The organism is Pantoea sp. JV6 (genome assembly GCF_025910055.1).
Lineage (GTDB): Bacteria > Pseudomonadota > Gammaproteobacteria > Enterobacterales > Enterobacteriaceae > Pantoea > Pantoea agglomerans.
Genome location: NZ_JAPCIM010000018.1, coordinates 196,774 through 212,357 on the forward strand (window position 1 = coordinate 196,774; position 15,584 = coordinate 212,357).

General features: G+C 57.0%; 15 protein-coding genes. 6 read left to right on the top strand and 9 right to left on the bottom strand.

Features of this window, described 5'->3' with window-relative positions:
• Positions 1–8: 8 nt before the first annotated feature.
• From OK412_RS17705 to OK412_RS17725, 5 genes are all read right to left on the bottom strand, one after another.
• Positions 9–758 carry a hypothetical protein gene (locus OK412_RS17705; protein WP_052270966.1) on the bottom strand — a complete coding sequence of 250 codons (750 nt, stop codon included), beginning with the start codon at positions 756–758 and terminating at the stop codon, positions 9–11.
• A 139-nt stretch (positions 759–897) separates the two neighbouring features.
• The gene (locus tag OK412_RS17710; protein WP_010258906.1) at positions 898–1,923 is read right to left on the bottom strand and encodes a LacI family DNA-binding transcriptional regulator; all 1,026 of its coding nucleotides are present in this window, start codon (positions 1,921–1,923) and stop codon (positions 898–900) included.
• Between the two features lie 65 nt (positions 1,924–1,988).
• Positions 1,989–2,969, bottom strand: coding sequence for a LacI family DNA-binding transcriptional regulator (locus OK412_RS17715; protein ID WP_033759341.1), 981 nt, complete (start codon positions 2,967–2,969; stop codon positions 1,989–1,991).
• A 135-nt stretch (positions 2,970–3,104) separates the two neighbouring features.
• Entirely contained in the window at positions 3,105–3,767 is a 663-nt protein-coding gene (locus OK412_RS17720; RefSeq protein WP_010258904.1) for an OmpA family lipoprotein, read from the bottom strand.
• Between the two features lie 110 nt (positions 3,768–3,877).
• The gene (locus OK412_RS17725; RefSeq protein ID WP_033785863.1) at positions 3,878–4,444 is read right to left on the bottom strand and encodes a DNA-3-methyladenine glycosylase I; all 567 of its coding nucleotides are present in this window, start codon (positions 4,442–4,444) and stop codon (positions 3,878–3,880) included.
• Positions 4,445–4,597: 153 nt separating this feature from the next.
• Here OK412_RS17725 and OK412_RS17730 point away from each other — a divergent pair, with 153 nt between their 5' ends.
• From OK412_RS17730 to OK412_RS17750, 5 genes are all read left to right on the top strand, one after another.
• Positions 4,598–5,284, top strand: coding sequence for an autotransporter (locus tag OK412_RS17730; RefSeq protein WP_010258902.1), 687 nt, complete (start codon positions 4,598–4,600; stop codon positions 5,282–5,284).
• Positions 5,285–5,359: 75 nt separating this feature from the next.
• Positions 5,360–6,040, top strand: a complete 681-nt coding sequence (locus OK412_RS17735; protein ID WP_010671597.1) for a hypothetical protein — start codon at positions 5,360–5,362, stop codon at positions 6,038–6,040.
• 111 nt (positions 6,041–6,151) lie between these two features.
• Complete coding sequence (gene dnaT / locus OK412_RS17740; RefSeq protein WP_010258900.1) at positions 6,152–6,688, top strand: primosomal protein DnaT; 537 nt, start codon at positions 6,152–6,154, stop codon at positions 6,686–6,688.
• Positions 6,688–7,428, top strand: a complete 741-nt coding sequence (dnaC, locus tag OK412_RS17745; protein WP_010258898.1) for a DNA replication protein DnaC — start codon at positions 6,688–6,690, stop codon at positions 7,426–7,428. Before dnaT ends, dnaC begins: the two co-directional genes overlap by 1 nt.
• Positions 7,429–7,733: 305 nt before the next feature.
• Positions 7,734–8,867, top strand: a complete 1,134-nt coding sequence (locus OK412_RS17750) for an ROK family transcriptional regulator (protein WP_022624794.1) — start codon at positions 7,734–7,736, stop codon at positions 8,865–8,867.
• A 58-nt stretch (positions 8,868–8,925) separates the two neighbouring features.
• On the opposite strand, the gene xylR is transcribed toward OK412_RS17750, so the two are convergent.
• The 4 genes from xylR to xylF form a co-directional block, all read right to left on the bottom strand.
• Positions 8,926–10,104 carry a D-xylose utilization transcriptional activator XylR gene (gene xylR / locus OK412_RS17755; RefSeq protein WP_010258893.1) on the bottom strand — a complete coding sequence of 393 codons (1,179 nt, stop codon included), beginning with the start codon at positions 10,102–10,104 and terminating at the stop codon, positions 8,926–8,928.
• Between the two features lie 93 nt (positions 10,105–10,197).
• Positions 10,198–11,382 carry a xylose ABC transporter permease XylH gene (gene xylH, locus OK412_RS17760; protein WP_033768410.1) on the bottom strand — a complete coding sequence of 395 codons (1,185 nt, stop codon included), beginning with the start codon at positions 11,380–11,382 and terminating at the stop codon, positions 10,198–10,200.
• The gene (locus tag OK412_RS17765; RefSeq protein ID WP_010258889.1) at positions 11,375–12,895 is read right to left on the bottom strand and encodes a xylose ABC transporter ATP-binding protein; all 1,521 of its coding nucleotides are present in this window, start codon (positions 12,893–12,895) and stop codon (positions 11,375–11,377) included. Before OK412_RS17765 ends, xylH begins: the two co-directional genes overlap by 8 nt.
• A gap of 28 nt (positions 12,896–12,923) precedes the next feature.
• The gene (gene xylF, locus OK412_RS17770) at positions 12,924–13,916 is read right to left on the bottom strand and encodes a D-xylose ABC transporter substrate-binding protein (protein ID WP_010258888.1); all 993 of its coding nucleotides are present in this window, start codon (positions 13,914–13,916) and stop codon (positions 12,924–12,926) included.
• A gap of 344 nt (positions 13,917–14,260) precedes the next feature.
• Between xylF and xylA the strand changes: the two genes are divergently transcribed.
• Complete coding sequence (gene xylA, locus OK412_RS17775; protein ID WP_010258886.1) at positions 14,261–15,583, top strand: xylose isomerase; 1,323 nt, start codon at positions 14,261–14,263, stop codon at positions 15,581–15,583.
• Position 15,584: the final 1 nt, after the last annotated feature.

Below are 15,584 nucleotides of genomic sequence, written 5' to 3' on the forward strand. Positions count from 1 at the left end.
TTCACTCCTTACACGTTACGCAGCAGCGACACGTAGTGGCGTGTCACCGCAGTCAGATCGTCGCCTTCCAGCGGAAATTCAATACCGCGCGGTGCCTGTGCGGGCAACTGTTGCAGCAGTGTGCGCCAGTGGTCATCAGCCTCATCCAGCGCAATCGCGCGGTAGCTATCCTGGTGCGCCACGGCGGCTTTGACATGCACATAGCCCACCTGCGCAGCCAGCTGCTGCGCCGCCTGATCGGCATCCTCACCGGTCCAGCACCAGTTACCCATATCAAAGGTCATGCTGATCGGCAGATCCGCTTCCCTGACCGCCGTGAAAAAGGCGACTGACGGAGCCAGTCGGCCATGCTTAGTCTGGTCATTTTCCACCGTCAGCTGAAACGGCAGATCTGCCAGCAGCGCCTGCAACGCTTCGCGAGGCAGCGCACCAGTGAACTCTCCCAGCGCCACTTTCAGCCGCTGAGCGTTTAACTGGCGTGCTTCTTCAACGTAGTGGGTTATACGGGGATTGATTTCGCCGCCGTCACAAAACAGCGTATCGGGCACCGAATAGCTGCTGTGCAGCTGATGCTGCGCCACCGCCCGGGCCAGTGCCGGCAGATCGGCCAGTGCCGCGTCATCAAGCAGTTCGCGGCGGATTTCGACCCCGTCTGCGCCCGCCTGCTGGATAATCGGCAGCAGCGCACGCTGACCGCCGAGAGCGGCGATCTGTGCGTGGCCATATGCGGCGGTCACCACGATGATGTCAGGTTTCATGTTCTACTCCATGGCAGGGTTCTGCTCATAACGAATACAAAAACCCTAAATGGAACCGGTTCCAAAGCAAAGCAGCAAACTGTGAAATTATGATCGTGCTCACGAAGCGAGCACGTAAACGGAAGGTTAAATCTGAAATTCAGTTAAGAGGCTGGCTGGAGCCGCGAACGATAAGTTCGCCAGAAAAGACCTGCTCGGCAACCGGCAATCCGCTGCCTTCGATGCGCGTAATCAGTCGTTCCAGCGCACTGTAGCCAATCTGCCAGGTGGGCTGTTTCAGCGTGGTGATACCGACACCGGCCAGCGCCGCCCACTCCAGTTCGTCAAAACCGAGCAGGCCGATATCGCGGCCCCAGTGCAGATTGAGTCGCTGTAGCGATCGCGCTACCTGCAGGGTCAGCGCCCCGTTGGCGACCATCACTGCGCAACGTTTGCCGGTGTGACGCTGATGAAAGGCCAGCAGCGCCTGATCCAGCGCGGCGGGCTGGTGCAGCGCCACTTCCGTATTCTCATGCTCAACCTGCGGATGCTCTGCCAGTAGCTGGCGGAAGGCCTGCAGGCGCTCACGGCGCGTGTTGACGCTGCCCAGCGGCTCGCTAAGAAACAGCAGCGCATCGTAGCCATTGTCGACCAGATGCCGCGTTGCCGTTTCGGCTGCCTCGGCGTTATTCAGGCCCACCACATCGCAGGGAAAATCGGGGATTTTACGGTCAATCAGCACCATTGGCAGCAGGGATTGTTGCAGATGGTTCAGCACCTCTTCGCGCATCCCGACGGCGTTAACCACAATGCCCTCAACCTGATAGCTGCTCAGCAATTGCAGATAGTGCTGCTCCAGATCCACTTCGTTATTGGTATTACACATCAGCAGCGTGAAGCCCTGCTCGCGGCAGGCGGCTTCAATACCGCTCATGACATCAACAGAATAGGGATTGGTGATATCGGCGATAATCAGCCCGATCAGGCGGGTACGTCCGCGCTTCAGGCCGCGCGCCATCTGACTCGGGCGATAGCTGAGATCAGCAATAGCCTGTTCGATCCGCGCTTTCAGACCGGCAGAGAGCAGATGCAGTTCACCATTGAGATAGCGTGAAACGCTGGTTTTACCGGTTCGTGCCGCGTGAGCAACATCGCTGATGGTGGCGCGAGGCGGCCTGATTTTCATGAGATATCCTGCGTAATAAGAAACCCGGCAGAGACTAGCACAAGCAAAGCCCGGCGCAAAAAGCGCTACGCCGGTAATTGCAGCCAGGGTTGCCACAGAGTCTGTAACGTCTCCGGCGGTGCGCCATCAATCAGCCGGATGACCATTTCAGCCACCTGTTCACCGGCCTGATGCGGCGTCGCCTGACGAATGGCGACAATGGGATGATCGAGAATCGCATCTCGCGGCAATCCTTCCCAGCCCGCCAGCAGAATGGCACCCTCGCCCGCTGCACGCCCGGCCAGTTGCAGCGCCAGAGCCGCCCCTTCAGCCAGCGCAGCGCAGTCGGTGATGATCACTTCCGGTACTGGCCCCTCTGCCAGCCACTCCCGGGTTTGCTGATAGCCGGCGCGACGCGACGGTGCCACCGCCGCCATCGCGTAAGGCGTAACTTCCCCCAGCGCCGTCAGATAACCCTGACGCCGGTCACGCACCCGCGTACTGTTTTCATTGCTGCCAAGCCAGGCTATCCGCTGCCGTCCCTGCGCCAGCGACCAGCCCACCGCCAGCTGTGAACCGGCAAGGTGATCAACATCAAACCACGCATAGGTCGATGGCAGATCGCTGCGGCCCAGCGCCAGAAAACGAAAATTGGTCTGGAGCAGAGCATGAAGCCGACTGTCTTCTGGCGTGGTGTGGCCGACGATCAGGGCATCAACGGCGCCACTGCGCAGCAGGCGTGTCAGCGTCGCCTGACTCTGCTGCTTATCCGCCAGCAACAGCAGGTTAATGTCATAACGGGCAAGGTGATGCTCCAGAGCCAGCAGCATGTCGCTGAAGTCGCTGCCATTCAGGGGAGAGGCACCGATCGGGTAGACGAACCCCACCGCGTTAGCACGGCCGGTTTTCAGACGCCGGGCCGCCGCATTAGGCCGGTAGCCACGCCGCTGCGCTTCCTCTTCGATGCGTTTACGCGTCTCCGGAGCGACATCCTGATAACCATTGAGGGCGCGGCTGACGGTCGTTACGGAAAGACCTAAAACCGTAGCGATGGCTTTAAGAGACATGGGAAGGCGTCCATTGATCAATTTTTGATCAGACTACCATAAAGCCTCTGCTGGCTCTATTCGCAGAAACATTACTGATACTTTTAACGCGATGCTTTACAGAAAAAAGGCGCCCCCGGGCGGGGGCGACCGCGTTTATCCCAGCGGGCTGAGCGTGATCTCAACACGACGATTTTGCGCTTTGCCTGCTTCGGTGCTGTTGCTGGCAACCGGGTTATCCGGGCCTGCACCTTGGGTGCGCAGGCGATCGCTGGCAACACCCTGCACGATCAACGCGCTGGCGACGCTTTCAGCACGCTGCTGTGACAGACGCATGTTCAGCGCGCGGGTGCCGGTGCTGTCGGTATAACCCACTACGTTTACCGCAGTTTTCGGATACTCTTTCAGCACCATTGAAACACCTGTCAGGGTGTTCGCGCCGGCAGGTTTCAGATTGCTGCTGCTGGAGTCGAAGGTGACATTGTTTGGCATATTCAGGACGATGTTATCGCCATTACGGGTCACGCTGACGCCCGTTCCGCGCATCTTGTCGCGCAGTTTCGCTTCCTGCACATCCATGTAGTAGCCCACGCCACCGCCCAGTGCGGCTCCGCCTGCAGCACCAATCAGCGCACCTTTACGGCGATCTTTCTTCGACGAGGAGAGTACGCCGACACCGGCACCCACTAACGCACCCAGGCCTGCGCCCACACCTGACTTACCCGCCTGAGATTCGCCGGTGTAAGGATTGGTGGTACAACCTGGCAGGGCCAGACTGCCGCTTAATAACAAGGTGATGGCGATTAATTTCTTCTGCATTTTTGTTCCCTTACATTCGACACACAGGGGAAAACCTTTCCCATAAGTGGCACGATTATGCCGCCTGGTGGCCGGGAATGTAGTGAGGAAAAATCCTGATTTAGCGGGAATTACGCCTTTTGGTTGTCAGGATGGCAAAAACAGTTGCTCTGATGATCGTTTATCAGCCCGCAGGCCTGCATAAAGGAGTAGCAGATTGTGGGGCCGATGAATTTGAAACCACGCTGCTTTAGCGCCTTCGAGAGCGCAATGGCCTGCTCTGAGGTGGTGGGAGCCTGACTATAGTCAGGATAATGGTGGACGATTTGCGCGTTATCGACAAATTGCCAGACGAAGTGGCTGAAATCCTCGCCTTGCGCTTCCATCTGGAGATAAGCACGAGCGTTGGCGATAATCGCCGCGATTTTACCGGCGTGGCGGATAATGCCGCTGTTGAGCATCAGCGTGTCGATCTCTGCCGCATCCATCAACGCTATGGCCTGCGGATCAAACTGGTGAAACGCCGCCCGATAGTTTTCCCGCTTTTTCAGCACGGTTATCCAGGATAACCCCGCCTGCTGTCCTTCCAGACAGAGCATCTCAAACAGCGCACGCTTGTCTCTCTGTGCCACACCCCACTCCCTGTCGTGATAAGCCAGATAGAGGGGATCCTGCGTTACCCAACCACATCGTTGCATCGCATTGTTCCTTTATAATGAGAATATTTTAGCGGTCCGCTTGATCTTAGAATTAATCGGTTGATAGTTAAACGATCACCGGTTAAATAACAGAGACGGGCCGAAATTTAATTTAAACGCCGGATAATAACTTCAGCCTTGCCTGGAGAAGCGATGTTGCCGAGAAGCGGTTGGAAAGGTCTGCGGATCTGCTGTGCTGTATGGCTGTTAATCTTAACGCAACCGACTTTTGCGCGCGGCGGCATCTCTGCGCCTCAACATCCCGACTTTCTGCCCGACTACGATACGATTCTGGCGGAGAAGATCGCCCTGACGCCACTCGCCTTCAGCGATGAGAGCCGCGCCCTGTTTGAAGCCGCCATCAACTCTCCCACCGCGTCACCCATCGCCGTCCACAGTGAAACCGGCAGCGTAGGCACCACCCCGCTGGGAAAACGCTATCGGGCTGGGGTTGACCTGCCCATTGCCCCGTCATTTACCACCGGGCCGGTGGCGCAGTATGCCGTTGATCCGCAGCAGATGAACTGTCTGCAATGTGACTACAGCGATCAGCAGAGTCGTGAGCAGAGCGCCAGCGTCGGCTGGCGCATCGATTCGCAGCAGGGATGGATATCGCCCTGGGCGCAGCTGAGTTATCACTATCTGCTGGCAGACACGCCGCAGAATCCCCGGCGTGAGGCGACGAACGGCACCGATCAGTCCGAAGGCATCGATCTGAGCATCGGTGCACAAGTGCCTCTGAACGATAATCTGGCGGCTTTCGCCGCGTTTTCACAAAGCGAAGCGCTGAATAACCAGGAGCAGCAACTTTATACCTTTGGCTTCAGCGCCAGCTTCTGACCGGGGCATGAAAAGAGAAAGGGAATCGGGCGTTTAAAATATAATGAGTCCGCTAATCATTATACTGGTAACACTATGCGCAACGATTTGACAATTATTGGCCGTGAAATGACGGTCTTCATACTGGCAGCACTCTTTCTCGCTCTGATGATATTGCCCATCTATATTGATGTGGCCTGGATGAATGATGCGCTGCACGAAACTTCTTTTACTGAAACCACCCAGGAAATCATGCTGGCGGTGATTGCCGCCCTGTTCTTTATTGCGGCCCAGCGCCGTCCGGCTCAGCGCGGCGCGCTGACCTTAGTGGCGGGCTTCTATAGCTGTATGCTAATCCGTGAGCTCGACTTTGTGTTTGATGCCATCCAGCATGGCAGCTGGATCTGGTTCGCCCTGGCGGTGACGGCCGGTTGTCTGGCCGTCGCGCTGCGAACGCCGAAAAAAACCCTGCATGCGCTGGCCAGGCTGCTGCAACACCGCAGCTGGCCGGTGATGGCCTCCGGCTTTTTAGTGGTGCTGGTCTTCTCACGACTGTTTGGTATTCATGCGTTGTGGCAGCACCTGATGCTGGGGGATTACAACCGCGTGGTGAAAAACATGGCCGAAGAGGGTACCGAACTGCTGGGTTACGGCCTGTGCTGGCTGGCCTCGGTTCGCTATCTATGGCAGACCCGTCCGGCCGCCGCGGCCGTCAGCGTGCACGCCACCGAATCTGCACCGGCCCGTCACGCCACTTCTCCGGTCACCTCGCACTGATCCGCACTCTTGCTTTTTAAGCGATCCGCATCATTAAAAAAGGTACAATAAACACTTCTGCGTCGGCGACGGGTTCCCGGCGCAAGGTGTTCGTTAACCTCAGGTCTTTTCATGTCAGCTAAAATCTTAACTTCAACGCTCATTGGCCTGGATGCCTTCCGACAGGATCCGCTGACTGCCCTGCAGCAGGCGGAAAAGGGCACGCTGGCGGTGTTAGATAATTATGCGCCGGTGATGTACGCCATCACACCTAAGCGTCTGGCTGAGCTGCTGGCGCTGGAAGCCGCCGCCCGGCAGCCGAATGATGTGGCGCTGGATGACAGCCTGTATGACGATTCTCCCGCCGCGATCCATACGCCGGCTGGTAAGTTCGCCATGTATCAGGGCTGGCAGCCGGATGCCGACTTTACGCGCCAGGCCGCGATCTGGGGTGTGTCGCTGGGCGAACCAGTGACCCCCAGCGAGCTGGCAGCCTTTGTGGCTTACTGGCAGGCGGAAGGCCGGATGTTCCATCATGTACAGTGGCAACAGAAACTGGCACGCAGCATTCAGATGAACCGTGCCGCAAACGGCGGGCAACCGAAGCGTGATATCACGCAGTTGCCCGATCCTGACCGTACCATTCCCGATGGTTTCCGAGGTGAATGATGAAAACGCCAAACGATCTCTTTAACCGTCTGAAAAAAATGATGCCCGCAGGCACCCGTCCTAAATTTGCTAATGGCGAAGAGCTACTGGCGTGGAATCAGGAGCAGGGTCGCCTGCGATCAGAGGCGATTGTGCGTGAGAATCGCGCAATGAAAATGCAGCGCGTAATGGGCCGTTCCGGCATTCGCGAGCTGCATATGAACTGCTCATTTGATAATTACCGGGTAGAGAATGAGGGACAGCGCAAGGCGCTGGAACTGGCGCGTCAGTATGCCGCTGAATTTGATGGCAGCATCGCCAGTTTTGTCTTTTCAGGCCGTCCCGGCACCGGTAAAAACCATCTGGCCGCCGCAATTGGCAACGACCTGATCCTGCGCGGTAAAAGCGTGCTGATCGTGACGGTTGCTGATTTGATGTCGAGCATGAAGGGCACCTTCAGCGGCAGCAGCGGCATTACCGAAGAGCGGCTGATTCAGGATCTCAGCAGTGTTGATCTGCTGGTGATTGATGAGATCGGTATGCAGAGCGAATCGCGCTACGAAAAAGTGATTATTAACCAGATTGTCGATCGCCGATCCTCCTCGAAACGCCCGACCGGCATGTTATCCAACCTCGACCATGCGGGCATGAATACGCTGCTGGGCGAACGTGTCATGGACCGTATGCGCCTCGGCAACAGCCTGTGGGTGCGCTTCGACTGGGAAAGCTATCGCAGTCGGGTACGCGGCGACGAATATTAAACAGTGACCCGGCAGCGCCGGGTCACTGCGCTCATCGGGCCTGAAGCCCCTCGTCATAACGACGCGCTATACCGCCTTTGCCCTTCCGCCCATGCCCGGCGCAGCCGGACGCGCTGAGTCAGGATCATTCCGACGTCCGGCCACTGGTGCAGCAGAAAACCCGGCATTAATCCCACGATCGGATCGCGGTCACGATCTTAGCCACAGGCGATCGGGTTGTGTGAAACCGCCCGCAAAAGTGTGGGATGTGGAATACGTATGGGCTGATACACTCAATTCTTACTCCTCTGTTGAGTGAACCCGTAATGAAAACGAACGGCAAAGGCCCTGCACTACTGCGACTGAATAACCAGAAACGGGTGATGACTCAGCTGCGTAAGCTGCGCGTGACGTCGCGTCAGGATCTGGCGGAGGCGCTGACACTCAGCAAAAACACCGTCTCCTTAATCATTGATGACCTGCTGGAGCAGGGCCTGATAGAGGAGCTGGGGCCGGTCAGCGTCGCTTCCGCCGGACGGCCTAAAATCGGGATTACCCTGCGGCCGGAAAAACTCAAGAGCGCAGGCATCATGGTGGAACGCAACGTCATCCACTGGCGGGTCTGCGACTATTTTTCACAGGTGCTGGCTGAAAAGACGCTGCGCACCGATACCAGTAACCCGACCCGACTGCTGGCTGAGCTGGCGATGCTGTGCCGGGAACTGATGAAAAGCTATCCTGATTTGCTCGGCATTGGCCTGGGTTTTCCCGGTATCGTCGATCCCCGGCGCGGCTGGATGCATATTTCATTGCCCCTCGAATGGCAGGATGTTGACCTGCTGGGCGCGCTGAGTAAGCACGTCAGTCTCCCCATCCGCATTATGAATAATGTCAAAGCCGCTGCGCTGCTGGCGGTACAGCTGCGTGGATTATCTGTGGAGAGCGGTCACTTTTATCTGCGTATTTCCGAGGGAATTGGCGGCGCACTGGTACAGCATGGCGAAGTATTTACCGGGCACAGCTGGACGGCGGGCGAGGCGGGACATCTGGTTGTCCAGCCCGACGGCCCGCGTTGCAGCTGTGGCCGCCGCGGTTGCCTGGAAGCGCTGGTCAGCCAGCCTGCGGTTAAACAGCAGCTGGCGCAGCGTCAGCCTGGCCTGAGCTGGCAGAACCGCGACAGCGCGCCACGGGTGGTGGATGAGGTGATGGCGCAGGCGGGTGGCTATCTGGGTGCGGCGCTGAGTCAGATTATGCTGCTGCTCAATCCCGCCACCATCATCATTGATTGTCCGTGGAACGCCAGTGAGGTCTTCTGCAAGGCGGTGCGCACTACCGCCCACGGCAACGCGCTGGCCTTTACCGCCGCACATACCCTGCTGCACTTTCCTGAGCAACGGATCGATCCGGCCAACGGGCTGGCGCTGGCGGTGCTGGAGCAGAGTGAGCAGCGGATGATCTAGTGGCCCAAGCCGCCCTGATTCATCCGGTATCCATCCACCTCAGACTGAACGCTTCCTGCTACAACACATTCTCCCCAAAATGCTGGCGATACTCTTTTGGCGTGGTGTCGTAGCTTTTGCGGAAGACCGAATAGAAGTATTGCAGCGAAGGATAGCCGCACATCTGCGAGATCTCGTTGATGTTGAGCGATGAAGAGGCCAGCAGCTCGCGCGCTTTTTCCAGTTTTTCACGGTGGATCATCGCATGGAGGGTGTCGCCGGTCTCATCCCGAAAGCGCTTTTCCAGATTAGAGCGCGACAGCCCGACGGCATCCAGCACCTGCTCCACTTTGATCCCCTTACAGGCGTTGAAGCGGATGTAGTGCATCGCCTGAATCACCGCCGGATCGCGCAGCGAGCGGAAGTCGGTAGAGCGCCGGGCGATGACTTTCACCGGCGGCACCAGGATACGCTGAAGCGGTAAGGGCTGCTTATCCAGCAGCCGATGCAGCAGTTTGGCCGCCTGATAGCCCATCTGCCGTGAGCCCTGCGCCACGGACGAGAGCGCCACGCGTGACAGATAGCGGGTCAGCTCCTCATTATCAATCCCGATAACCGTAAGCTTCTCCGGCACCGGAATTTTCAGGTGTTCGCACGCCTGCAGCAGGTGTCGCGCCCGTGAATCCGTGACGGCGATAATGCCGGTTTGCGGCGGCAGCGTCTGCAGCCAGTCGGCAAGACGGTTCTGGGCGTGCTGCCAGTTTTCCGGCGCGGTTTCCATGCCCTGGTAGACCACGCCCTGATAGCGCTCACGTCCCACCAGCTGGCGAAACGCCTGTTCACGCTCCTGTGCCCAGCGCTTGCCGCTGGAGGCTGGTAAACCATAAAAGGCAAAGCGATTAATGCCCTTCTCTTTCAGATGCAGAAAGGCTTTCTCCACCAGCGCGGCGTTGTCAGTCGCGATGTAGTGCACCGGCGGATAATCCTCCTGCCGATGATAAGAGCCGCCAACGCCGACAATCGGCACGGAAACATTCGACAGCAGGGTTTCGATAGAGCGATCGTCGTAATCGGCGATCACCCCATCGCCCAGCCACTCCCGGATGTTGTCGATGCGGCAGCGGAAATCTTCTTCGATGAAGATATCCCAGTCAGTCTGCGACGCCTGCAGATACTCACCGACGCCCTCCACAACCTGACGGTCATACACTTTGTTGGCGTTAAACAGCAGGGTAATGCGATAGCGTTTCTCATGCATGATGGCGCGTTCCCTTAAATCCTCAGCGCATTGCATAACACGGCTGAAAGGGGCAAAAAAATTGTTTGCGCCACAATGTGATCGCCCGCGCGATTACACCCGACGCCGCGTTGCCGTATCCATCCACACCGCCAGCAGCAGAATCGCGCCTTTGACGATGTACTGCCAGAAAGTCGGCACATCCATCATGCTCATGCCGTTATCCAGCGAGGCCATAATAAAGGCTCCCATTACCGCGCCCGCAACCGAACCCACGCCACCCGCCAGGCTGGTGCCGCCGATGACACAGGCGGCGATAGCGTCGAGTTCCGCAATATTACCCGCCGACGGCGAACCTGCGCCCAGCCGTGAACTGAGGATCAGCCCGGCAATCGCCACCATCACACCGTTGATGGCAAACACCGCCAGCTTGGTACGCGCCACGTTAATGCCAGACAGGCGCGCAGCATCAATGTTGCCGCCGATGGCGTAGATACGACGGCCAAACGCGGTGCGGGTTGCCATAAACATGCCCGCCAGCAACAGCACGGCCAGCAGTAACACCGGGGTCGGCACGCCGCGATAGTCGTTGAGCAACCAGATGGCACCCAGCACTAAGATGGCGGTGATCGCCTGACGTCCGATGGTGCCGCTGGCTGCGCCCTGCGCCAGTCCGAGCTGCTGACGACGCAGCCGCAGCCGCCACTGCCACAACATAAACAACGCCAGACCGGCAACGCCAAAGCCGAAACCGACGCCGCCCGGCAGATAACTCTGACCAATCTGCGACATGCCCGGCGTGATCGGCGCAACCGTAGTGCCATCGGTAATCCCGACCAGAACACCGCGGAAAGCCAGCATCCCCGCCAGCGTCACAATAAACGAAGGCACTTTACGGTAGGCCACCCACCAGCCATTCCACGTGCCAAGCAGTAATCCCATCACCAGCGTCACCACGATGGTCAGCGGCAACGGCCAGCCGAGCCAGACGTCGAATATCGCCGCCGCGCCACCCAGCAGGCCCATCATGGAACCTACTGACAGATCGATCTCCGCCGAGATAATTACGAACACCATACCCACGGCCAGAATGCCGGTAATGGCGGTCTGACGCAGCAGGTTGGAGACGTTACGCGCACTGAGCCACGAGCCGTCTGTGGTCCAGGTAAAGAACAGGGCAATCAGCACAATTGCGCCCAGCATCACCAGAACCTGCAGATTAGGCAGTGTGAACCTGCCCGGTGACGGTTTGCCCGGCGTGCCGGAGAGGCGGCTTTGGGTACTTTCACTTTTAAGCATAATGTTCACTCCGCAGGGCAGCTTCCATCACCTGCTCCTGAGTCAGGTTATCGTTAATCAAATCGGCTTTGATCTGCCCTTCATGCATCACCAGCACCCGATCGCTCAGGCCCAGCACTTCCGGAAGCTCAGAGGAAATCACAATCACCGCGATACCCTGCTGAACCAGCGCATTGATCAGCAGGTAGATCTCCTGACGTGCGCCCACATCAATGCCGCGCGTCGGTTCATCGAGGATCAGGATTTTTGGATTGAGCAGCAGACATTTCGCCAGAATTGCTTTCTGCTGGTTGCCGCCGCTTAAACGGCCAATCGGCAGTTCTGATGAGGAGGTTTTCACCCGCAGCCGACCGATCGCGTCGTTGATCGCCTGCTGCTCCTGCGCTTCATCCAGCGTTGAGAGCCGGTGGCTGAACTGGTCCAGCGCCGCCAGGGTAATATTTTTGCCCACCGCCATCAGCGGCACGATGCCATCTTTTTTACGATCTTCCGGCACCATCGCGATGCCGTGCGCAATGGCGGCGCGGCAATCGGTGATGTTGACCTGTTTGCCATTGATCCAGATATCGCCCTGCCAGCGTCCTGGCCAGACGCCAAACAGACACTGCACCGTTTCCGTCCTGCCTGCGCCTACCAGCCCGGCAATGCCGAGGATTTCACCGCGTCTGAGAGAGAACGAAACATTGTTAACGCGGCGGATGTGGCGGTTAACCGGATGCCAGGCGGTGAGGTTTTCAACTTTCAGTATCACGTCGCCAATCTGATGCGGCGCGTGGGGATAGAGCGCGGTCAGCTCGCGTCCCACCATCATGGTGATGATGTCATCTTCGCTCAGGCCCGCTGCCGGACGGGTAGCAATATGCTGGCCGTCACGAATCACGCAGATGGTATCGGAGATCGCCTTAACCTCATTCAGCTTGTGCGAGATGTAGATGCAGGCGATGCCGTGTTCACGCAGATTGCGGATGATGCCGAGCAGCACGTCCGTTTCCTGCTCCGTCAGGGAAGAGGTCGGCTCATCCAGAATCAGCAGCCGGACCTGTTTGTTAAGGGCGCGGGCAATCTCCACCAGTTGCTGCTGCCCAAGGCCTAACTCACCGACCCGGGTGGCGGGAGAAACGTTCAGCCCGACCCGCGCCAGCAGTTGCTGGCAGCGCAGGGTCATGGTTTCATCATCCACCATGCCGAAACGGCTCAGTTCGGCACCGAGGAAAATGTTCTCCATCACCGTCAGTTGCCGCACCAGCGCCAGCTCCTGATGAATAATCACAATGCCTTTACGCTCGGTATCGCGAATGGTCTGCGCCTGAATGTCGTCGCCAGAGAAGTGAATCTGCCCTTCAAAATCGCCGTGCGGATAGAGTCCGCACAGGATTTTCATCAGCGTCGATTTGCCCGATCCATTCTCACCACACAGCGACATCACTTCGCCCGCCTCAAGTTGCAGGCTGACATCATTCAGCGCCTTCACGGCACCGAAACGCTTGGTGATATTTTTCATTTCCAGCAGCATCGACTGTTCTCCCTCACGCTATGCGCAGTCAGAGTTCGCTCTGTTTGTGGAAACCGTCTTTCACCACGGTGCTTTCAATATTGTCTTTGTTGACCGGAATCGGCTTCAGCAGCCGTGACGGAACCTCTTTCAGACCATTGTTAAGCGTGCTGTTGCTGGCAGGTGTTTTGCCCTCGCCCAGTTCGACGGCAATTTTCGCCGCTTCGGTGGCGAGCTCAGTGATCGGTTTGTAAACCGTCATGGTCTGGGTGCCCGCTTTGATACGCTTAATGGCTGCCAGATCGGCATCCTGACCGGAGATCGCCACTTTTCCTGCCAGCCCCTGCGCGCTCAGCGCCTGAATCGCGCCGCCTGCGGTGGCATCGTTAGAGGCCACCACCGCATCGATATGGTTGCCGTTGGCGGTCAGGGCATTTTCCATAATTTTCAGGGCATTTTCCGGCAGCCAGGCATCGACCCACTGGTCGCCAACAATTTTAATGCTGCCGTTATCAATATAGGGTTTTAACACCTTCATCTGTCCGGCACGAAACAGGCGTGCGTTATTATCCACAGGCGATCCGCCCATTAAAAAATAGTTGCCCTTAGGCACCTGTTTCACAATGCTCTCGGCCTGCAGTTCGCCCACTTTTTCATTATCGAAAGAGATATAAAAGTCGATATCGGCATTATTTATCATTCGGTCATACGCCAGCACTTTAATGCCTTCCCGTTTCGCTTCAGCGACAACATTACTCAATACCTGACCGTTGTAGGGAATAATCACCAGCACATCGACACCGCGATTGATCATATTTTCAATCTGCGACATCTGTGTCTCTTCGTTGCCGTTGGCTGACTGAACAAACACCTTCGCGCCCAGCGTCTCAGCCTGTTTTACGAAAATATCGCGGTCTTTCTGCCAGCGCTCGAGTCGCAAATCGTCAATCGCCATGCCGATCTTCACTTCTTTTGCCACGCTGGTCTGGCTGAACAGCGCCAGCGCCGCACAGGCGGCGAGCAGTGCATGTTTCATCTTCATTGTGATCATCCTGTAGGTTGAGGCTATTGTCGTTTCAGGCCTATAAACCAGGCGGATGAATTGTTGCCCTTATTTTCCTGTTACAGCAATTACTGATTTTTATCCGGCTATTACGTTTTTTGGTTTATTTCATTTTTTATGAGCGCGATCGAGGTTTCATCTTTTTCGGACAAGAGAGCGATAATGATAAACCATCCCGTAAATAACATTATTTTGCGAGCCAGCGCACAAATAATAATTATCTGACACCCGTAGTGAAATATCGTAATTGAGCTGAGGCAGCAGCCAATATCAAATATTGCTTCAACGCAGGCCATTCGGGTACTGATGCTAAGGAGCAAACCATGCACGCTTATTTCGATCAGATCGATCGGGTTCGTTATGAAGGCACCCAGTCGACTCATCCTCTCGCTTTCCGCCACTACAATCCCGATGAGGTGATCCTCGGCAAGACCATGGCGGAGCATCTGCGCTTTGCCGCCTGTTACTGGCACACCTTCTGCTGGAATGGCGCGGATATGTTTGGTGTCGGCGCTTTTGATCGTCCGTGGCAGAAAAGCGGAGATGCGCTGCAGCTGGCAAAACTGAAAGCGGATGTGGCCTTTGAGTTTTTCCACAAGCTGAATGTGCCGTGGTACTGCTTCCATGACGTTGATGTCTCACCAGAAGGCGATTCGCTGCACAGCTACAAAGAGAATTTTGCCGCCATGACCGATAAACTGCTGGAGAAACAGCAGGAGACCGGCGTGAAACTGCTGTGGGGCACAGCCAACTGCTTTACCCATCCACGCTACGGAGCCGGGGCTGCCACCAATCCCGATCCTGAAGTTTTTGCCTGGGCAGCGACGCAGGTCTGCAGCGCCATGCAGGCGACCAAAACCCTGGGCGGCGAAAACTATGTGTTGTGGGGCGGACGCGAAGGGTACGAAACTCTGCTGAATACCGATCTGCGCCAGGAGCGCGAGCAGATTGGCCGCTTTATGCAGATGGTGGTCGAGCACAAACACAAAATTGGCTTTCAGGGAACGCTGCTGATCGAACCGAAACCGCAGGAGCCGACCAAACATCAGTATGACTATGATGTCGCGACGGTTTATGGCTTCCTGAAACAGTTCGGACTGGAGAAAGAGATCAAGGTTAACGTTGAGGCGAACCACGCCACGCTGGCGGGTCACTCTTTCCATCATGAAATTGCGACGGCCATTGCGCTGGGCATTTTTGGTTCAGTGGATGCCAACCGCGGCGATCCGCAGTGCGGCTGGGATACCGATCAGTTCCCGGTCAGCGTGGAAGAGAATGCGCTGGTGATGTACGAAATTCTCAAGGCGGGCGGCTTTACCACTGGCGGCTTAAACTTTGATGCCAAAGTGCGTCGTCAGAGCACTGATAAATATGATCTCTTCTACGGTCATATTGGCGCGATGGATACCATGGCGCTGGCGCTGAAAGTCGCCGCTCGCATGATCAGCGACGGTGAACTCGATAAGCGTGTGGCACAGCGCTACAGCGGCTGGAATGGTGAGTTCGGCCAGCAAATTTTGAAAGGTGAGTTTTCACTGGAGGCGCTGGCGGCGCATGCTCAGCAGCAGCAGCTCAATCCGCAGCATCAGAGCGGACGTCAGGAGCAACTGGAAAATCTGGTGAATCACTACCTGTTTGATTTCTAAC